Source organism: Sorangium sp. So ce295 (assembly GCF_051527405.1).
Classification (GTDB): Bacteria; Myxococcota_A; Polyangia; order Polyangiales; family Polyangiaceae; genus Sorangium; species Sorangium cellulosum_B.
In genome coordinates, this window is sequence record NZ_CP150324.1 from 11,611,625 (window position 1) to 11,630,712 (window position 19,088).

The window sequence follows — 19,088 nt, forward strand, 5'->3', positions numbered from 1 at the left end:
GTGGGCGGGAGCGCCTCGGGCGAGGTCGCACCGCCTCGCGGGCGCGTCCTGCGCCGTCACTTGCTCGCTATTGTCTGGCGCGGTCGAGCCGGGGTTGTTTACCGTGGTCTCACCGAGGGCTCTGCGCCTGCCGCGCGGCGTGCGCGAGCCCCTGGCTCCTGGAGGACCGGACGGCGTGGCGAGCGATGAAGGGGCCCGCGGACGCGGAGCCCCTACCCATGTAGATACGGACCGCGGAGGCGGCTCTCCGCCCGCTGCGGGCGCGGAGCAGGGGCGCGCGTCGGCGGCGCCGCTCGAGGCGGGCGAGGCGCAGTTCATCGCGCGGCTCGTCGCCCGTGACGAGAGCGCGTTCAACGAGCTCGTGATCATGTACGAGCGCCGCGTGTTCGCGCTCGTCTACCGCATGCTCGGCCGGCGTGACGAGGCCGAGGACGTGTCCCAGGAAGTCTTCGTGCAGGTCTTCAAGGCGATCGATCAGTTCCGCGGCGAATCGAAGCTCTCGACGTGGATCTATCGGATCGCCGTGAATCTCTGCAAAAACCGGACGAAGTACCTCTCGCGGCGGCACGCCGGCGCCCAGGACGACGTCGACGCCATGGCCGAGCGGGTGCCGCTGTCCGCGGCCAAGGGCGTGAGCGTCGGCGACGTGAGCCGCCCTGACGAGCTGGTGGAGGGGATGCAGCTCGAGGCGGTCGTGAAGCGCGCCATCGGGCAGCTCGATCCCGAGTTCCGGGAGGCGCTCATCCTTCGCGACGTCGAGGACATGTCGTACGAAGAGATCGCCTCGGTCACGGGTTTGCCGGACGGGACGGTGAAGAGCCGGATCCATCGCGCGCGCGGCCAGCTCCGCGCGCTGGTCGAGAAGATGATGGGCGAGAAGGTGAGAGGCGGGAAATGAGCGGAGCGGACGACCCGAAGCGCGCGGGGCGAGCCGATGAGCCGGCCGCTTCGGGCGCGGAGAGCGGCAGCCGTCCCTCGGCGCCCCCCGTGGAGCGCCCGCCCGCCGCCGCCACGCCCCGAGACGACTTCTCCGAGGACGGCGATCTCCCCGAGGACGGCGACTTGCCGCTCGTCGACGAGCTCGATCTGCGCGAGCTGGTCCGCGGGGCGATGCGCCCGCCGCCCGCGGCGCCGCCGAGCCTGCTCCGCGGCGTGCAGCGCCGGATCCGGGTGCGCTCGAGGGGGAAGTTCTACGGCGACGGCTGGAGCACCGCGCGTTCGCCGCGCTCGACCTACCTGATGACGAGCCTCTTCATGCTCGCCCTCATCGCCTTCGTCTTCCTGGTGCTCATCCCCTGGAGCGGCGGCGCCCTGCCCTAGAGCGACACTCCCCCGCTGCGGATACGGGCCCATCTCGACGTTTTCGGTGCTCGGCGTGCTGGAGCACGCCTGCGCGCCGAAAACGCCGAGCTGAACCCGTCTCCTGTGCGGGGGAGCGTCGCTCTGCGACGCACATCGCGCAGGCGGGATCGGCGAGCGTCGTGCGGACTATTGCGTCCAGCGGACGAGGACGCAGGTCACGTTGTCGGGCCCGCCGTTCTCGTTGGCGCGCTCGATCATCTTGGCGGTCGCGACCTGGATGTCCTGATGCTCCGTCAGGATCTGGGTCATCTCCAGATCGCTCACCGGCCCGGAGAGCCCGTCCGAGCAGAGGACGTACGTGTCGTTCAGCTGCGGCACCTCGAAGCGGGTGTCGACCTTGACCGTGTCCTTCATCCCGAGCGCGCGCACGATCACGTTCTTGTGCGGGAAGTTCGCGATCTCCTCGGGCGTGAGCCGCTTCATCTTGATGTAGTCGTTGAGGAGCGAGTGGTCCTCGGTGAGCATCTCGAGCCGGCCCTCGCGGAAGCGGTAGACCCGGCTGTCGCCGACGTGGGCGACGTAGACGCCGTCGTTCGCCGTGAAGATGCCGACGAACGTCGTCCCCATGCCCCGCTTCTTCGCCTCGCGCTGCGCGGTCTCGTAGATCCGCAGGTTGGCGAGCTTGATCCCCGTGATCAGCCGGTTCTCTTCGTAGCCCTTGGACCGGTCCATCTTGTAGGGCCAGGTCCGCTCCGGGTCGTCCTGCGTCTGGGCGAAGAAGTCCTGCATCGCGTCGACCGCCATCTTCGACGCGACCTCGCCCGACGCATGCCCCCCCATTCCATCGGCGACCATGAAGAGGCCGTACTCCACCATGATGCCGAAGTTGTCCTCGTTGTGGTTGCGCTTGCGCCCGACGTTCGTCTCGCCGGCCACTTCGATTCGAAACGTTTGGGACACGGATCACCCGATCGATGGCCCCGCGCGAGGCGCGAGGTTGAATGAGAACCGCGAGCGCGCCCGTCCGAGCCGCTCGAGCCCGATCCTGGAGGTTCGGTTGACGGGGTGTCAACCGGGTCGGGCCCGAGCGCCGAGCTTATAGAATCCGCGCGCGGCCCCGCATCATTTTTTGCTTACTTGCGGTACTCCTCGGTCGCCTTGCCGCTCGAGCTCGGCGGCGGGAGCTCGGCCTCCGGCCGCTTCGCCGCGGGGGCCGACGGATCCGGCGCGGCGCGGAGCACGACCGTGACCTGCCGGTACTTCCCGCGGCTCAGCAAGGTGAGCGGGACCTTCTCCCCGACCGCGTGCGTCCGGATCGCGTCGGAGAGCGCCTCGGGGCTGGTGACGGGCACGCCGTCGACGGCGAGGATCATGTCGCTCTCCGCGCGATCGCCCCCCGTCAAGCGGGCCTCGTCCGCAGGGCTCTCGGGGTGCACCACGGTGACCCGGACCCCCTTCGCGACCGGCGCCGCCTCGCTGACGCCCTGGATCCCGAGCCACGCCGCGGGCGGCACGGCCGTCGGCGGCACCGCGCGAAGGAACGCCCTGATCGCGCTGATCGGCACGCCGAACGCGACGGGCGTGCAGGGCTTGCCCTCGTTCGGGGCGCAGCCGCGGCCCAGGACCGCGACCACGCGGCCGTCCTCGTCGATGATGGGCGCGCCCAGATCGAGCGGCGAGACGCGCGACCCGAGCTCGATCGCGCGATCGAGCGGCCGGTCGTCGCCGCCGATCAGCGTCTTGTGCGATCGCAGCACGAGCGCGGTGGCCGCGACCTTGCCGCGCGCCGCCGAGAACGAGCGGATCTGCGCGTCCGGCCGCACCGGATCGCGCGACGAGGCGGTGAGCCCCTCGGCCCACTTGCCGGTCTGCGGCACGAGCAGCGCGAGATCCCACACGCGGTCGTGGTGGCCGAGCTTCACCCGCACGGTGGTCCCGTCGGCGAGGCGCGCCGTGAGGTCGTTGCCCGCGCCGAGCGGCGAGAGCGCCGTCAGGATGCGCCCGTCGCCCGCGAGCGCCGCGCCGAGGCCGAGGACCTGCCCGCCGCGCTCGATGACCACCACGCCGCGCGCGGCGCGCTCCTCCACCGGCGGCTCCGCCTTGTCCTTCTCGGCCGGGCCCCCCTTGGGCTCGGCGGCGGCCGCCTTCTTCTCCTTCCCGCCCGCGCTGGCCCGGGTCGGGAGCACCACCCGCTTGCCGGCCGGCGGGGCTTCACCCTCCCCCTGAGCCTGCGCCTCGCCCTGCGCGAGCGCCGCGGGGGCGGCGAGCGCTGCGGCGGCGGACACGGCAGCGGCGAGCGCCAGCGACCGTCTCCATCGCTTCACACGCGACCTGTCAACGGGATCGCTCGGCGCCGCGCCTCGGGGCGCGGCGACCTTGGTGACACCAGGCGGGCTTGTCTCGTTCATAAGCGCGGCTCCTGAGGCGACGGCAGATTCTGCTGCGGCGGGGATCGCATTGCAAAAGGCAAAGGTCGGACCGCGCTGTACCGTGGGATCGGACACCGGAGTCCGCCGGGGGCGGGGGGCGAAAAAAAATCCGGTCACGAACTCGGGGGACGGGGGCACATGGCCGGCGATGAGGCAGCGATGGCAGCTGGGTTAGCGCTCGTTGGGTCGGAGGGCGACGCGCGGGCCGACGAGGCGCGCGCGATCGAGGGGCTGATCGGGACAGGCGACTTCCGGGAAGCGCTGTCGCGGTGTGCGAAGGCCTACGCCATGCCGCTGGGCCGGCTGTGCATGGCGTTCACGGGGTCGCAGGCCGAGAGCGAGGAGCTGGTGCAGGAGACGCTGCTCGCGGCGTTCGATGCGTTCCCGCAGTACCGCGCCGAGGGGAGCGTGCGGGCCTGGCTCTTCGGGATCGCGCGGCGCCTCTGCGGGCGGCACACCGAGCTCAGGGCGCGGCGCGAGGCGCGGCTGCGCCTCGTCCACGACACCCGGCCGCGGCCCGACGCGAGCGAGCTCGCCGCGGAGCGCGAGCGGGCCGAGCGCGCCCGCGCCGCGCTCTCGCGGCTCAAGCCGAGCGAGCGCGAGGCGGTGGTGCTGCGCTTCGAAGCGGGCCTTTCCTTCAATGAGGTGGCCATCGCGTGCGGGATCGATGAGGCGGCGGCGCGGAAGCGGGTGAGCCGCGCGCTTTCGCGGCTCAGGGCCGAGCTGGGCGAGGAGTGAGGGCGATGGGCGCGACAGAGACGGGTTCGGTTGGGCTTTGCGGCGAGGTCGAGGAGCAGCTCGCGGAGGTGCTCGACGGGACGGCGCGACCGGCGCTGTACGAGCACATCGCTGGCTGCGACGCGTGCCGCGATCTCCGCCACGACGCAGCACGCGCCGCGGAGGTGGTCGCGGCGGCGGGCGCGGACTTCCGGCCGGCGGACGGATTCGCGGACGCGCTGCTCCGGCGGATCGAGGCGGCGCGCCCTTCGGAGGGCGCAACGAGCGGTGCGGTGCTGAAGGTGGCCGCCGAGGAGCAACACGGCGCCGCTGGCGCGCGATCCGGCGTGACGGAGGGGCGATCGGACATCGCCGAAGGGCGATCGGACATCGCCGAAGAGCGATCCGATACCGCCGACGTTCGATCGGACATTGCCGAAGGGCGATCGGACATCGCCGACGTTCGATCGGACATCGCCGAAGGGCGATCGGACATCGCCGAAGGGCGATCGGACACCGCCGACATTCGATCGGACATCGCCGAAGGGCGATCGGACATCGCCGGGCAGCGATCCGACACCGCCGACGCCCGATCCGACACGCCCGAGGGGCGTTCCGCTACGCCCAGGCCGCGTTCCGACACGTCCGGAGCGCGATCCGGCGCGGCCGAGGCGCGCACGGGCGGACCGCGCTCCACGATGCCGGAGCGAACCGCGCCGGCAGCGCGCCCCATGGCCTTCGGGCGGCGCTCGGCCTTCGCCGCCGCCGCCCTGGCCGCGGCGGCGGCGGTAGCGGCCGGGGTCGCCCTGCGGCGCGGCGGCGAAACGACGGCGCCGTCCGTCGCCGCGGCGGCCGGGGCGCCGTGGTCCGGCAAGGTCGCCTCGGTGTCGCGCGCGTCGGCCGACAAGTCGGGCGGCCTCGAGGCGTGCGACGCCTCGGGCGCCTGCGCGCCGCTCGCCGCGGGCGCCACGCTCCCGGAGGGCGCGACCCTGCGCACCGACGCGCGGACGCGCGCCCACCTGTCGCTCGCGGACGGCTCCGCGCTCGCCATCGACCGCGGCTCCCGCGTGTGGATCGCCGGCGACGGCCGCCGCGCGCGCGTCGACGAGGGCGCCGTCGTCCTCGACGTCACCCCGAGCCCCGGCGCGCCGCCCGCGCGCGTCGAGGTGCCGCACGGCCAGATCGAGGTGCTCGGGACCAAGCTCGCGATCACCGCGGGCGCCGCGCGCGCCTCGGTCGAGGTGGCCCGCGGCGCCGTGCGCGTCACCGGCGAGCGCGGCGAGCCCGTCGAGGTGCGCGCCGGCGAGGAGGCGACGCTCGCGAAGGGCGCCGCGCCCGAGGTCGCGAGCGCGACGTCGCTCGCCGACACGCTCGAGTGGAGCGACCGCTCCGCCGAGGAGGCCGACGCCCCGGCGCTCCGCGGCCTCGGCGAGCTCAGGGCGCGCAAGCCGGGCGCGACGCAGGAGAAAGAGCGGGCCGTCCGGCTCGCCAGGCACGCCGTCAAGGTGCGGATCGTCGACGTCGTCGCCAGGACCGAGATCGACGAGACCTTCGCCAACGACACCGACGAGGAGCTCGAGGGCATCTTCCGGTTCCCGCTCCCGCCGGGCGCGCAGATCGAGCGGCTCGCGCTCGAGGTGGACGGCAAGCTCATCGAGGGCGCGTTCGTCGATCGCGATCGCGGGGCCGCGATCTGGCGCGGCGTCCTCCAGAACGCCGCCCCCAAGGCGCCCAAGCCGCGCGAGGAGATCATCTGGGTCCCCGGCCCGTGGCGCGACCCCGCGCTGCTCGAGTGGCAGCGGGGCGGCCGGTTCGAGCTGCGCATCTTCCCCATCCCGAAGCGCGGCTCGCGGCGCGTCGTGCTCACCTACACGCAGCTCGTCGAGCAGGCCGGCGGCGTCCGGCGCTTCACCTACCCGCTCGCGCACGACCAGAGCGGCACGACGAACATCGGCGACTTCTCGCTCGACGTGCAGGTGCTCGGCCACGACCGGGAGTTCGGCGTCGCGACGCGCGGCTACGATCTCGCCGCCGCGCCCGCGGACGGCGCGGCCGACCGCCGCACGCTGGAGGCCCGCGGGTTCACGCCGGCCGGCGACCTCACGGTCGAGTACGCGCTCCCCGATCGCGACCGGCCCGTCACCGCCTGGGCCTACCGGATGCCCCCCGCCCCGGCCCCGGCCACGCCGCCCGCGGCGCCGCGGGTGGACAGCGCGCGGCGCGGCGCGGCCGGGACGTCGAAGCGCGACGGCGCGGAGCACGAGGCCTCCCTCGCCGCGGCGCAGGCCATCGCGAGCGACACGTCGCCCTACGTCGCGATCGCGATCCGGCCCCGGCTCCCGCGGTGGCAGGAGTCGACCTCGCGGCGCCACGCGATCGTCGTCGACTCGAGCCGATCCATGGTCGGCGAGCGGTTCGCCCGCGCGACGCGGCTCGCCTCGTCGCTCGTCCGCGAGATGGACCGGCGCGACGAGGTCGTCGTGCTCGCGTGCGACACCCTCTGCCGCTCGCTCGGCGACGCGGGCCAGGGCGGCGCCGCGCGCCCCATGGCCCCCGGCGCCGCCTCGGCGGGCGAGGTCGAGCGCTTCCTCGGCGGCATCGAGCCCGACGGGGGCAGCGATCTCGCCGCGGCGATGATCGCGGCGCGCGCGGCCGCCGGCCCGCTCGACGGCAAGGAGCTCCGGATCATCTACCTCGGCGACGGCACGCCCTCGGTCGGCCCGACGCGCCCCGCCCACATCGAGGCCGCGGTGCGCGGCGCGGTCCCCGCGGACGGCGCCGCCGCGGTGGTCGCGGTCGCGCTCGGGAGCGACGCGGACACGACGTCGCTCAGGGCGCTCGCGCGGGGCGGCGGCGGGGTGATGGTCCCCTACGTGCCCGGCCAGAAGGTCGCGAGCGCGGCGCAGTCGGTCCTCGGCGCGGCGTACGGCCTCGCGCTGCGCGATCCCGAGATCGAGCTCCCGCCCGGCCTGACCCAGGTCACGCCGGCGCGGCTCGACCCGATCCGCGCCGGCGGCGAGGCGCTCGTCGTGGCGCGGATGAGCTCCGGGGCCGACGTCAACGGCGCGATCCGCCTCCGCGGCCGCGTCTCGGGCGAGCGCTTCGAGCAGACCTACCCCGTCAACATCGTCGCCACGAGCGGCGCGGGCAACGCCTTCGTCCCGCGCCTCTACGCCGCGGCGAAGATCGCGGAGCTCGAGGAGACCGGCGGCGACGCGCAGAAGCCCGCCGTCATCGAGCTGTCGCGGCGCTTCTCGGTGGCGAGCCGGTTCACCTCGCTGCTCGTCCTGGAGAGCGAGGCGATGTTCAAGGCGTTCGGCCTCGATCGAGACGGCCTCACCTCCGCCTTCACGGGCGAGGAGCAGGCCGAGCGCGTGAGCGCGAGCGCCGAGGGGGAGGAGCCCGGCAACGCGGCGGACGAGGGCGCCGAGGAGAAGGGCGACGCGCTCGGAGCGGGCCTCGGCCTGTCGGGCAGCGGCAGGGGCGGCGGCGGCTCCGGCTGGCCGGACGCCGCGCCGGCCGCGAAGGCGGAGTCTCGCACGTCGGCCGGCGCCCGCCCGGCGTCGCCCGCCAAGCGACGATCCCAGGAGCTCGATCCCCTCTCGGGCTCGCTCGACGACATGCCGGCGCCGGCGCCGGCGCCGACGGCCGCCGCCCCCGCGGAGCCGAAGCCGGCGCTCCCGCAGGACGAGCGCGCCCGGAGGTCGCGCGATGACCTCGTCGCCGCCGAGGAGTGGTCGCGCCCGCGCCCGCGGCGGATGATCCCGATGCGCCGGGTGTTCGATCGCAAGGTGAGCTTCGACGCGACGAACACGCTCGCGCCCGAGAGCGCCGCGAAGACCGCGGCCGCCGAGGCGGCGCTCGCGGCGGCCCCGGACAGCCGCGACAGGACGGCGGGGCTCTACGCGCTCTACGCCACGACCGGCCGCCTCGGCGAGGCCCAGGAGCTGACCGCGCGCTGGAGCGGGCGCGACGCGCTCGATCCCGACGCGCTCATCGCCCGGGCCGACCTCGCGGCGCGGCAGGGGCAGCGCGACCGCGCCGCGCGCATCCTCGGCGGCCTCGCCGACGTGCGCCCCGGCGACCGGGCCACCCAGGCGCGGCTCGCCGAGCTCTGGGACGCCGCGGGGCGGCCCGCGTTCGCGTGCCAGCACCGGGTGGCGCTCGCCGACCTCGCGCCCGCCGACGCGAAGCTCGTCGCCGCCGCGATCCGGTGCGCCGGCGAGGGCGGCATGAGCGAGCTCGCGAGCCAGCTCCGCCTCGACGCGACCTCCGCCGTCCGCGCGGAGATCGACAGGCGGCTCGCGCAGCCGGACCCGGCGCCGGCCGCCGACCTGCCCGGCGACGTGCGGCTCAGCGCCGAGTGGACCGGCGGCGCCGACCTCGACCTCTCCCTCATCGACGCGCAGGGGCGGCGCGTCTCGTGGATGGGCGCGACCCTCCCGTCGGTGGGTGTGCGCTCGCGCGACGCGACGAGCACGCGTTCGGAGTCCCTCGCGCTGCGGAGCCTCCCCAAGGGGAGCTACGTCGTCGAGATCGCGCGCGCGTCGGCCGAGGAAGGCGCCGGCGCCGCGAGCCCGGGGGCCCGCGCGCCGGGCCCGGTCCGCGGCGAGCTGACCCTGCGCCTCGCGGGAGAGACCCGCAAGGTGCCCTTCACGCTCGACGGCGCGCGCCTCGAGCTCGGCACGGTGCGCGTCTTCTTCACCTCCCGCCTGGTGCCGGTCGACGGCCTGGCGGCTTCGCCGTTCTGACGAAACGGACGAAACTGACGGAATCGACGAAGACGACGACGAAGACGAACCTGACGGGACCGACCTCCGCCCACGCGCGGAGGCTCTCTCTTGCGCACCCCTCCCTTCACATGTCCTGAACGACCCCCGCAGCGCGCTTCCGTAACAACCTATTCGTCGCCCCCCGGGCGCGCTCGCCCGGGGATCGAGCGGCCCTCCCGCCGCGCTCGTGTCGGGCGGAGATACCCGATACAGTTTCGACATGAATCCGCTCGTCCCGGACTTCATCCTCGAACAGGACGCCGAAGGGCAATACGCGGGAGCGGTCGACGCGGCTGTCCTGCACGTCTCGCTGCCGGCGATCGTGGAGCTCGCCGAGCAGATGATCGTGCGCCAGGCGCTCGATCCGGACGCGCTGCGATCGTTCTTCGATCCGCTGTTCGAGGCCGTGCACCAGTCGGGCGGGTTCGTCGCGACGCTGTCGCCCGCCGGCGGGTTCACGGCGCTGTTCCCCGATCGGCCAGGGCGCAACGTCACCCGGCACGCCCGCAGCGCGGCGCTCGCGATGCGGCGCAGCCTCCTGGAGCTCGCGGCGCGGCGCGCGCTGGGCGCCGGGGGCGCGCAGACGCCGTTCAGGATCGGGCTCGCCTGGGGCACGGTCCACTGGACGATCGTGCGCATCGCCCCGGATCGCGCGTACTACCTGATCTACGGCCCCGCGATGGAGGCCTGTCAGGCGACCGACCGCGGGGTGGACGACAGCGAGCTCCACCTCGATCGCAGCTTCCGCGAGCGGCTCCCCGCGGCGAGCGCGCGGGAGAGCGTGGCGGAGCTCGACGAGGCCGATCTCCTGAGCGGGCCCCCCTCGCTGACGATCACGTCGGCCCCGACGGACGCGGACGTCGAGGCGTTCCTGCCGCCGGGCGCGGGCGATCTCGCGCCGGAGGGCGAGATCCGCGAGGTGACGACGGTGTCGGTCTCGCTCGATCGGGTGGCGAGCCCGACGGAGCTCCTCCAGCAGCTGCACGAGATCTCGGCGATGTACGGCGCGACGTTCGCCGGCATGACCGTGACGGAGCGCGGCTTCGGCGCGCAGTTCTACTTCGGCGCGCCCGTCGCGCACGAGAGCGACCACGATCGCGCCCTCGACTTCGCGCTCGAGCTGAAGAGCAACGGCCTCGGCGTGCCCCGGCTCGCGGTGGGCGTCACCCGCGCGCGCTGCCTGGTCGGCTTCTTCGGCGCCGTGGGCCGCCGCGAGTTCGCGTGCGTCGGCCGCGCCATCCACCTCGCCGCGCAGATCGCGCGGAAGGCCGCGCCGTCGTCGATCTGGGCGGACGAGCGGGCGTTCCGCGCGGGCGAGGCGAGCCACCAGTGGTCGACGGAGAACATCTTCCGGTTCGACGGGTTCGATCTGCCGATCCTCGTCTACTCGCTCGAGCGGCGGCGCATCGCGGTGCAGGAGGAGTTCTACGACCTCGGCCCCATCGGCCGCGAGGTCGAGCTCGGGCGGCTCACGCAGGCGCTCGAGCCCCTGTTCACCGGGCGCTCCGCGGGCGTCGTGTACATCCTCGGCGAGGCGGGCATCGGCAAGAGCTACCTCGTGCACAGCTACCGCCACCAGCGCGCGCAGCTCATGGACATGCGCCCGCTCCTGTGGATCGAGGCCCGCTGCGATCAGACGCTGAGGACCCCGCTCTACGCGTTCGAGTTCGCGCTCAAGGAGTACCTCGGGATCTCGTCGGAGCTCGGCCAGCGGGCCAAGGAGGCGGGGCTCGATCTCGCGCTGGAGCTGCTCCTGGAGCGGCTGCCCGAGAGCTGGACCGAGGTGCGGGCCGGGATCGACAGGTCGCGCGGGGCGTTCGCGCGGCTGCTCAGGCTGCGCGGCCAGGAGGCGGGGGCCGAGGCCGGCGGGCGCGACGAGGTCCTCGAGGCGCTCGCCGCGCTGCTCGTCGCGGAGAGCTCGCTGCAGCCGGTGGTGGTGCACCTCGACGACGCGCAGTGGGCCGATCGGACCTCGCTCGACGCGGTGCGCGCGATCACGGCCGCCTGCAGGGACCTGCCGCTGGCGGTGATCTGCTCGGCGCGGCCGGCGGCGTCCTCGGGGGAGGGCGTGGACGCCCGCATCCCGCTCGACGCCGGCATCCCGTCGCAGGCGATCGAGCTCGCGCCGCTCCCGGCGGAGCGGCTGCTCGCGCTCGCGGAGCCGTTCTTCGGCGGCCCGCTCCCCACGATGCTCGGGTCGCTGCTCGGCCAGACCGCGGGGGGGAATCCGTTCTTCGCGCAGGAGATCCTCGCGTACTGGCTGGAGGACGGGCGGTACGGGTCGGCCCACGACGCCGCGCGATCGAGCCGGTTCATGCCGCCGCGGACCGTGAACAGCCTGCTCGTCGCGCGGCTCGAGCGGCTCGAGCCGCGCACGCGGCAGACGGTGATCTCCGCCGCGGTGCTGGGGCGCGAGTTCGACACGCGCGTGCTCGCCCGGATGATCCCGGACGCCTCGGCGCTCGTGGATCACCTGCGCTTCGGCGAGGCGCAGCGGATCTGGTCGCGGATGGGGGAGCACCGCTTCGAGTTCTGCACGGTGCTGATCCGCGACGCCGCGTACGGGATGCAGCCGAAGGAGACGGCGGAGCGGCAGCACCGCCTCGCGGCGGAGGCGATCGAGGCCGTCTACGGCGACGATCTCGAGGATCAGCGCGCGGCGCTCGACAGCCACCGGCGGCTCGCGGGCTGAGCGCGCCCGGCCGTTCTGGCCGGCGGGGCGCGGGTGGTACGTGGGCGGGACGTGGAAGCGCGTGGAAGCGCGTGGAACCCCCTCGACGCCGCTTTCGAAGTGCGGCAACTGTCCGCGCATGAGCACGGCCCATCACGAGGCTCACGCGGCCCCGGCGCACGACGTGAGCGATCACCATGGCTTCGACGGGGAGCCCGCCCGCGCGCTGCCGGCGGACGAGCCGCCCACCCCGAACTGGGTCCCTGCGCTGGGGCTCGCGGTCTTCGTGGTGGCTGGCGTCACGTTTCTCGCGATGAGCAGCGACGACGACGGCGCCGCAGGGCAGGCCGCGCCGGCGGGCGCGCGCCCGGCGACCGCCGAGGTTCGCCCGGCCGCGGCCGGCGCTCGCCCCGCCCCCGCTGGCGCGCGCCCGGCGACCGCCGAGGCTCGCCCCGCGGCTCAGCCCGGCGCGCGCCCGGCGGCGCCGACCGGGCCCGCGGCAGGGGCGGCCGCGGAGGCCCTGAGCGCCGCCGCAGCCGCGCGCGCGGCGGGCACCGCCGCGCCGGGCCCGGCGAACCTGCGCAAGCTGACGCCGCAGGAGGTGGATCAGGTGCGCAAGCGCATGGAGGCGCGGCAGAAGGACGGCGCCCCGGCGCCGTCGAAGTGAGCGAGATCGCGGTGGTCCCCGCCGCGGCGCGCATGCGCACGGTGCTTGTGCTCGGCGCGGGCACGATGGGCCAGGGGATCGCGCAGGTCACGGCGGTCGCCGGCTACGTGACGCGCCTGTACGACGTCGACGCCGCGCGGATCGGCGCGGCGATCGAGGACCTCAAGCGCGCGACCGATCGCCTCGTCCAGAAGGGCAAGATGCTCAACGAGGCGCGCAGCGAGATGATCGGGATGCTGGTGGCGTCGCCGGATCTCGAGCGCGCGGCGGCGGACGCCGATCTCGTGATCGAGGCGGTGCCCGAGCGGATGGACCTCAAGGTCGAGGTGCTCGGCCGGGTGAAGGCGGCGGCGCCGGAGCGGGCGCTGCTCGGCACGAACACGTCGAGCCTGAGCGTCACGGAGCTCGGGCGCCGGCTCGGCGCGGGCGGGCGCACGATCGGCCTGCACTTCTTCAACCCGCCGCCGGTGATGGAGCTGCTCGAGGTGGTGCGGGGGCTCGAGACCGACGAGGCGACGGTGACGGCGGCGCTCTCGGTGGCGAGGCGCCTGGGCAAGACGCCGATCGTGGTGAACGACACGCCCGGCTTCGCGACGAGCCGGCTCGGCGTGGCGCTCGGCGCAGAGGCGATGCGGATGCTGGAGGCCGGGGTGGCGTCGGCTGTCGACATCGATCGGGCGATGGAGCTCGGGTACCGGCACCCGATGGGGCCGCTCAAGCTGACGGATCTCGTGGGGCTCGACGTGCGGCTCGCCATCCTGGAGCACCTCCACCGCGAGGTGGGGGAGCAGTTCCGGCCGCCGGTGATCCTGCGGCAGATGGTGCGGGCGGGGAAGCTCGGGAAGAAGACGGGGGAAGGGTTCTACCGGTGGACGGAGGCGGGGGCCCAGCCCAGCGACGGCTGGCGCCGCGGGTAGGGAGCGAGCGCGGCGGGCGCCGCGCGCGGCCGGGGGCGCGCTACCGGTTCATCTTGTCCTTCTTGGCGTTCTCTTCGGCTTCCTTCAGGCGCTCGGCCTCGCGCTGGACGATACGCTCCTTGACCACGGCGTAGTCCTTCTCGTCCTTCATCCGTCGGTCGACCTGCTTCTGCCGCTCCGCCGCGGTCGCCGGATAGCCGGTCGCCTTGGGGTTGCTCGTCAGGTACGCGCTGTAGGCCCCCCACGCCTCCTTCACCGCCTGCCAGTTCTTCTGACGCTCGCGCAGATCGGCGAGGCAGAAGAGCACCTTGGCGTGGAGCTCCTCCGTGCCCTTCTTGCCGGTCGCCGTGGTCCAGGCCGTCTCGGCTTCCGCCATGTTGCCGGACTCCAGCATCGCCTCGCCGAGCAGATAGAAGCCGAGCATCTTCGAGGAATCCTGCTTGATCGCCTCCTGGAAGGCCGCGATCGCGCCGGGGATGTCGCGCGCCACGAACGACGCCTGGCCCTTCAGGACCTGCTCCGTGTAGGGGCTGATGCCGGTGTGCCCGCTGGGATCTTTGCGCTGCGACGGAGCAGCGTCGGGCGCGGCTGCCGCCGGCTCAGGCGCAGCCGCCTGCGGCTTCTCCTTGCCCGCAGGCGGCTGGGCGGCGACCGGCGCCGCGGAGAAGACGACGGCGAGGGCGAGCGATGCGACGACAGCGAGCGAGCGGTCCTGCATGCCCGCCAAGGTACCGCAGCTCAGGCAGGCCGCGCTACTTCCGCCGCGGCCTGAACGGATCCGGCGGCTGCCCCGCGTCCACCGGCGGCTGCCCCGCGTCCACCGGCGGCCACCCCGCGTCCACCGGCAGCCTCCCCGCGTCCGGCCACCCCGCGTCCACCGGCAGCCTCCCCGCGTCCGGCCACCCCGCGTCCACCGGCGGAGAGCCCCCATCGGGGCCCGCGTCCAGCCAGCCCGCATCCGCCGGTCCCCCGGCGTCCGCAGGCACCTTGCCCGCATCCCCCGGCGCGCCTCCGTCGAGCGCCACCCCGCCCTGCGCGCTCAGCGACACGAGGCGGCCGTCCGGCTCCGGCGGCCAGAGGAAGCGCTCCTCCGCGCCCGTCTTCCGGTCCACCAGCTTGGCCCAGCTCGCGCGCGGGTTGTCCGCCATCTGCACGCGCAGCCGCGTCGTCACGCCGTTGTCGAACGTCGGACGGCGGAGCAGGGCGCCCGGCGGCCGCTCCGGCGCGTCCCCCGTCAGCGGCACGTCGAAGCGGACCCGATCGAGCAGCTCCTGGCCCACGTACAGCTCGATCGCGAACCGGCCCATCACCCGCGCCGTCGCCAGGGGCCGGTCGAGCGCCACCGGCCGCACGCGCACGATCGAGCCCCTCCCCTTCGCGTACTGCACGTCGAAGACCCACTGCTTCGCGCTGGGCCGCGGGGCAGGGTCCGGCGCATACCCCGCGCGGGACGGCGGAGCCTCGGGCTCGGCGACGGCAACCACGCCGGCGGCAGCAAGAGCAAGGCCAGCGAGGAGCCCCAGGGCGGCGCGGGTGAGAGGGCGAGGCGAGGTCATCGGGTACCGGAAGGAGGCCCGAGCGGCAGGGCCGCCTCGAGCGTCGCGGAGAGCACCTCTTCCCACGCCGAGCCGTCGCCGTCGAGCGCCCCCCAGAGCTCGCGGAGCTCGTCCGGCACCGGCGCGATCGCCGCGCAGAGCTCGCCGCGCTCGTCCGGCACCGTGACCCGCAAGGCGTGCAGCGCGACGCGCGAGAGGGGGATCACCCGGCCCCTCGCCGTGGTCACCGACCTGGCCCCTCCATGGTCGCGATCGCCGAGGAGCGGCGCCCCCGCGTGCGCCGCGTGCACCCGGAGCTGGTGCGTGCGGCCCGTCACCGGATCCAGGCGCAGCAGCGTGGCCGGCGCCGCGCCGCCGCCCGCCGAGGCGACCGCGCGGTAACGCGTCGCCGCGTCTTTCGCGTCCGCGCCGCCCACCGCAGGCAGGCTGCGACCGCCCCGCGCCCGCGCCGCGCCGATGGGCGCATCCCACGTGCCCGCCCCGTCGACGCGACCCCCGGCGATGCCCACGTAGACCCGAGCGATGCGCCCCGCCTCGCGCATCGCCGCGAGGTGCCGCCGGCCCCGCGCGCCCGTGGCGCACAGCACCGCGCCGCTCACGCCGACGTCGAGCCGCGAGGCCGCGTGCGGCGGGTCGCGCAGCCCGAGCAGCTCTGCGATCTCCGTGACCAGCGACCGCGTGCCCCGGCGCTCCGGCTCCGTCGGCAGCGCCGCAGGCTTCGACGCGACGAGGAGCTCCCCCCAGCGCGCCAGCACCTCCACCGGCGGCGCCCCCGGCGCGTCGCGCCGCGCCGGCCACACCGCGAGCTCGTCGCCGAGGGCCACGGCGTCGCCAGGCCGCGCGCGCCGGCCGTTCAGGAACGCGCGCCCCTCCGCCGCCGCGCCCGCGAGGCCCCGTGACGCGCCGCCCGCGCGCTCGAGGACGTCGGCCACCGTGGGGCCGTCCGAGGGCCCGACGCGGAAGCGCGCGGCCGTCATCCGGGCAGCGCCGCGCGCGGGGCAACGCCGCCCCCGGGAGCTCCCCCGGCGACGACGCCCGGCGACGACGGCGAGGCGCGCTCGTCCAGGCGCTCGACCACGCCGCGATCGCCGTCGATGCGAAGCCGATCGCCCGTCTTGATCGCCAGCGTCACGCCGGGGACGTTCACCACCGCAGGGATGCCGTACTCCCGCGCGACGATCGAGGCGTGCGACATGGGGCCGCCGAGCTCGGTCACGACCGCGGCGGCGACCAGGAACAGGGGCGAGAGGCCGACGTCGGTCGTGCGCGCGACCAGCACCTCCCCCGGCGCCACCGCGTCGAGCGCCGAGGCGCCCGGATCGAGCACGCGGGCCCGCCCCTCGACGACCCCAGGGCTCGCCGGCAGCCCGAGCAGGCGCTCCCCGGACGCGGGCGGCAGCACGACCGGCGGCGGCCGGCCGATGAAGGTGGCCGGCGGATCGGGGCGCGCGGCGTCGCGGAGGTGCTCGGCGCGCCGCAGCCGGACGAGGTGGCCCACGTCGGCGCGACCGCTGGAGAGCGCCGTCGCGAGCTCTTCGTAAGTGCAGAAGAAGACGCTCCCGGGCTCCAGCGAGGGATCGATGCGCCGGAGGCGCCGGTCGATGTCGAGCGCGACCCTGCGCAGCATGCCGAGGACGCGCGTCACCCACGTGCGCATGCGCTCCCGCAGGCGCACGTAGCGCTGCGCGCGGCCGACGAGCGTGCGCAGGAGCGCGAGCTCCAGCCGCGGCACGCGCGTCTCGAGCATCGCCATCTCCCGATCGGCGAGCGCCCGGGCGCGCGCCAGCGCGCGCTCCGGATCACCCGGCGCCCCGCGCAGCGACGCCGTGAGCATCGCGACGACCGGCGACGGGTCCTCCCGCCAGCGCGGCGTCGCGAGCTCCGCCTCGCGCACGGCGCGATCGCCGTAGGCGTCGAGGAACCGCGCGTACGCGTCGCGCGCCGGCCCCTCGGGCAGGTCGCGCGGCCACAGGACGTTGCCGGCGAGGAGCCGCTCGCGCGCCGTCCGATCCTGCATGACGAGCTCGGCGACCCGCGCGAGCTCGATGCCCGGCCCCGCGCTGTCGAGCTCGCGCACGCCGCCCGCGAGCACCTGCGCCAGGTGCTCGACGTTCGTCTCCGCGCGCCCGGCCGGCGCGTCGAGGTGCGCCTCCCCGGAGGCGGAGCGCGCGGAGGCGCGTCGGCCCGCGATGCGCTCGAGCGCCTTGCACAGCGCGAGGTGGCTCGCGAGCGACGCCGACGCGCAGTGCAGCATCCGCGTGCCGGTCCGCTCGAGCAGCAGGAAGACGCTCCGGAGCGTGGTGCCGATGGCGTCGTCCGGCAGGAGCGTCATGTCGAGCTCGGAGAGGGCGCGCTGCGCCCAGAGCGCCTCGCCCTCGTAGGCCGCCACCTCGCGCTCGAGCCGCGCCTGCCGGAGGAGGAGCCGCGGCCCGGTGAGCGGCAGCCGCGCATAGAAGCCGCGCCGCGAGACGCCCTCGCTCTGCTCGGCGAGCCGCGCGATGAGCGCCTCGCTCGCCCCGCCGCTCATGCCGAGCAGCGCGCGCGGCGAGAGCCCCGGGACCTGCGCCGCGATCCGCATGAAGGCGGTGAGGTTGAGGTAGAAGCGCCCGTGCACGTTGGCCACGAGGCGCGCGCCCCGCGGCACGCGGCAGCCGAGCGCGGCGAACGCCTCGCGGAAGCCCCGGTCGGAGAACGCCCGCGCCACCGACCAGGTGAGCGGCGTCGCCGCGCCGGGGAGCGCCTCGCCCACGTTGGCGCGCGACCAGATCGTGTCGGCGTCGCCGCCCTCGGGGAAGCCGCCGCCGCTCACCGGGCGCACCTGGAGCAGCCACACGCGCCGCGCCGCCGAGGAGGGCGCGCCTTCGCCGGCCTCCGACGCCGCCGGGGAGGGCGCGCCTTCCCCGGCTTCCCGCGCCACCGGAGCGGACGCGCCCGCCGCGGCGGCGGCCTCCGGCGGGTCGGACGGCCCTTCCCCGTCGACCACGAGCGCCGCGCCGGGCGGGTCCTCGCCGCGCTCCTCGACCGCCTCGACCGCGAACTCCACGTCGAACGGGCCCTTGCCGCCCTGCTCGAGCCGCTCGGCGAGCTCGGCGAGCTGCCGCAGCGCGGCCTCGCCGAGCGCCGGCTGCTCGGCGCTCGCCTCGGGCACAGGGACCTCCTCGAGCCCGGCCGCGCCCACGACGAGCGCGCGCCGCTTCTGCGCCACCGCCGACGCGACGACCCTGCCGCCGTCGCGCGCGAGCCGGATCGTGTCGGCCGCCGCGGCGCCGTCGACGACCGGCGCGCCGAGCCCGAGCGTGGCGTTCACGAGCCGCTCGCCGGCGTGCCAGTGCTCGCCCTCGAGCCCAGGCGGGGGCGCGGTGAACAGCACGCCCGCGGCCTCGGCGCGCACCATGACCTGCAGCACGACGCCCATCGCGACGTCGCGGATGCCGGCGTGCGCGAGGTACGCGAGCGCGCGCGGCAGGAAGGCGCTCGCCCAGACCTGCCGGATCGCGGCGTCGAGCCCGGCCTCGCCGCGCACGCCGAGCACGGACGTCGCGAGCCCCGCCATCGACGTCTCCTCGCTGTCCTCGCACGTGGCGCTGGACCGCACCGCGAGGCCCCACGGCGCCTCCTGCTCGACGGCCTGCCAGAGCGCCCGCAGCGCGGTCGAGAGCGCCTCGGGCAGCGGCTCGCTCAGGATGCGGTCGCGCGCGCGCGCCGCCCGGTCGACGCCCGCCCTCGTGCCCGAGAGCCGGATCAGCGTGGCGAGGTCGTGCCCCGGCGGCAGCTGCCGGTCGACGAGCTCCGTGAAGCACCGCGCGTCGAGCACCCACCCGCGCGGCACCGGGAAGCCGTCGCGGAGCAGGCGGCCGAGCGAGGCCGCCTTGCCGCCGACGCGCTTCGCGCTCGTGTGGCGGCGCAGGCCGGCGCTCTCGAGCGGCTTGAGCCACTCGCGCACGGTGGGCGGGTCGGTCGCGCCGTCGGCGCGGGCGGTGCGTGTGGGGTCGGCCACGTCGATGCCGAGGGAGTAACACGGTTCGGCGGCCTGGGTCAGGGGCATGTGACGGCCGGG

Annotated in this window: 13 protein-coding genes; 7 read left to right on the forward strand and 6 right to left on the reverse strand. The window is 75.4% G+C overall.

Annotated features, from left to right (window positions below; all coding sequences use genetic code 11):
- Positions 1–175 precede the first annotated feature (175 nt).
- Positions 176–898 (forward strand): sigma-70 family RNA polymerase sigma factor, encoded by a 723-nt coding sequence (locus WMF11_RS44045; protein WP_437546461.1) that lies wholly within the window; start codon positions 176–178, stop codon positions 896–898.
- Positions 895–1,320: a hypothetical protein gene (locus WMF11_RS44050; RefSeq protein ID WP_437975026.1), complete on the forward strand. Its 426-nt coding sequence runs from the start codon at positions 895–897 to the stop codon at positions 1,318–1,320. The genes WMF11_RS44045 and WMF11_RS44050 overlap by 4 nt, the downstream gene beginning before the upstream one ends.
- A gap of 168 nt (positions 1,321–1,488) precedes the next feature.
- Here WMF11_RS44050 and WMF11_RS44055 read toward each other — a convergent pair whose 3' ends face one another.
- Together WMF11_RS44055 and WMF11_RS44060 are read right to left on the reverse strand one after the other, a co-directional pair.
- Positions 1,489–2,262 carry a Stp1/IreP family PP2C-type Ser/Thr phosphatase gene (locus tag WMF11_RS44055; RefSeq protein ID WP_012240508.1) on the reverse strand — a complete coding sequence of 258 codons (774 nt, stop codon included), beginning with the start codon at positions 2,260–2,262 and terminating at the stop codon, positions 1,489–1,491.
- A 173-nt stretch (positions 2,263–2,435) separates the two neighbouring features.
- Positions 2,436–3,626: a S1C family serine protease gene (locus WMF11_RS44060; protein ID WP_437975027.1), complete on the reverse strand. Its 1,191-nt coding sequence runs from the start codon at positions 3,624–3,626 to the stop codon at positions 2,436–2,438.
- Positions 3,627–3,890: 264 nt separating this feature from the next.
- Between WMF11_RS44060 and WMF11_RS44065 the strand changes: the two genes are divergently transcribed.
- The 5 genes from WMF11_RS44065 (at position 3,891) to WMF11_RS44085 (ending at position 13,475) form a co-directional block, all read left to right on the forward strand.
- Positions 3,891–4,469, forward strand: coding sequence for an RNA polymerase sigma factor (locus WMF11_RS44065; protein ID WP_437975028.1), 579 nt, complete (start codon positions 3,891–3,893; stop codon positions 4,467–4,469).
- 5 nt (positions 4,470–4,474) lie between these two features.
- Positions 4,475–9,199, forward strand: a complete 4,725-nt coding sequence (locus WMF11_RS44070) for a VIT domain-containing protein (RefSeq protein ID WP_437975029.1) — start codon at positions 4,475–4,477, stop codon at positions 9,197–9,199.
- A 241-nt stretch (positions 9,200–9,440) separates the two neighbouring features.
- On the forward strand, positions 9,441–11,912 hold the full coding sequence (locus WMF11_RS44075) for an AAA family ATPase (protein ID WP_437975030.1): 2,472 nt from the start codon (positions 9,441–9,443) through the stop codon (positions 11,910–11,912).
- 118 nt (positions 11,913–12,030) lie between these two features.
- Positions 12,031–12,558 carry a hypothetical protein gene (locus WMF11_RS44080; RefSeq protein WP_437905081.1) on the forward strand — a complete coding sequence of 176 codons (528 nt, stop codon included), beginning with the start codon at positions 12,031–12,033 and terminating at the stop codon, positions 12,556–12,558.
- A 5-nt stretch (positions 12,559–12,563) separates the two neighbouring features.
- Positions 12,564–13,475, forward strand: coding sequence for a 3-hydroxyacyl-CoA dehydrogenase family protein (locus WMF11_RS44085; RefSeq protein ID WP_437911088.1), 912 nt, complete (start codon positions 12,564–12,566; stop codon positions 13,473–13,475).
- 40 nt (positions 13,476–13,515) lie between these two features.
- Here the strand turns inward: WMF11_RS44085 and WMF11_RS44090 are convergent, their stop codons facing one another.
- From WMF11_RS44090 to WMF11_RS44105, 4 genes are read right to left on the reverse strand one after another with little or no spacing between them, the layout of a single operon-like run.
- Positions 13,516–14,193, reverse strand: coding sequence for a hypothetical protein (locus WMF11_RS44090; protein ID WP_437905082.1), 678 nt, complete (start codon positions 14,191–14,193; stop codon positions 13,516–13,518).
- A gap of 34 nt (positions 14,194–14,227) precedes the next feature.
- A complete protein-coding gene (locus tag WMF11_RS44095; RefSeq protein ID WP_437975031.1) occupies positions 14,228–15,031 on the reverse strand; it encodes a hypothetical protein in 804 nt (267 codons plus the stop codon).
- Complete coding sequence (locus tag WMF11_RS44100; protein WP_437975032.1) at positions 15,028–16,008, reverse strand: pseudouridine synthase; 981 nt, start codon at positions 16,006–16,008, stop codon at positions 15,028–15,030. The genes WMF11_RS44095 and WMF11_RS44100 overlap by 4 nt, the downstream gene beginning before the upstream one ends.
- On the reverse strand, positions 16,005–19,076 hold the full coding sequence (locus tag WMF11_RS44105) for a PEP/pyruvate-binding domain-containing protein (RefSeq protein ID WP_437975033.1): 3,072 nt from the start codon (positions 19,074–19,076) through the stop codon (positions 16,005–16,007). The genes WMF11_RS44100 and WMF11_RS44105 overlap by 4 nt, the downstream gene beginning before the upstream one ends.
- Positions 19,077–19,088 lie beyond the last annotated feature (12 nt).

Coding starts and splice junctions, on each gene's coding strand:
- WMF11_RS44075 (WP_437975030.1), top strand. CDS start 9,441: ATGAATCCGCTCGTCCCGGACTTCATCCTCGAACAGGACGCCGAAGGG.
- WMF11_RS44065 (WP_437975028.1), top strand. CDS start 3,891: ATGGCAGCTGGGTTAGCGCTCGTTGGGTCGGAGGGCGACGCGCGGGCC.
- WMF11_RS44070 (WP_437975029.1), top strand. CDS start 4,475: ATGGGCGCGACAGAGACGGGTTCGGTTGGGCTTTGCGGCGAGGTCGAG.
- WMF11_RS44100 (WP_437975032.1), bottom strand. CDS start 16,008: ATGACGGCCGCGCGCTTCCGCGTCGGGCCCTCGGACGGCCCCACGGTG.
- WMF11_RS44095 (WP_437975031.1), bottom strand. CDS start 15,031: ATGACCTCGCCTCGCCCTCTCACCCGCGCCGCCCTGGGGCTCCTCGCT.
- WMF11_RS44080 (WP_437905081.1), top strand. CDS start 12,031: ATGAGCACGGCCCATCACGAGGCTCACGCGGCCCCGGCGCACGACGTG.
- WMF11_RS44090 (WP_437905082.1), bottom strand. CDS start 14,193: ATGCAGGACCGCTCGCTCGCTGTCGTCGCATCGCTCGCCCTCGCCGTC.
- WMF11_RS44050 (WP_437975026.1), top strand. CDS start 895: ATGAGCGGAGCGGACGACCCGAAGCGCGCGGGGCGAGCCGATGAGCCG.
- WMF11_RS44105 (WP_437975033.1), bottom strand. CDS start 19,076: ATGCCCCTGACCCAGGCCGCCGAACCGTGTTACTCCCTCGGCATCGAC.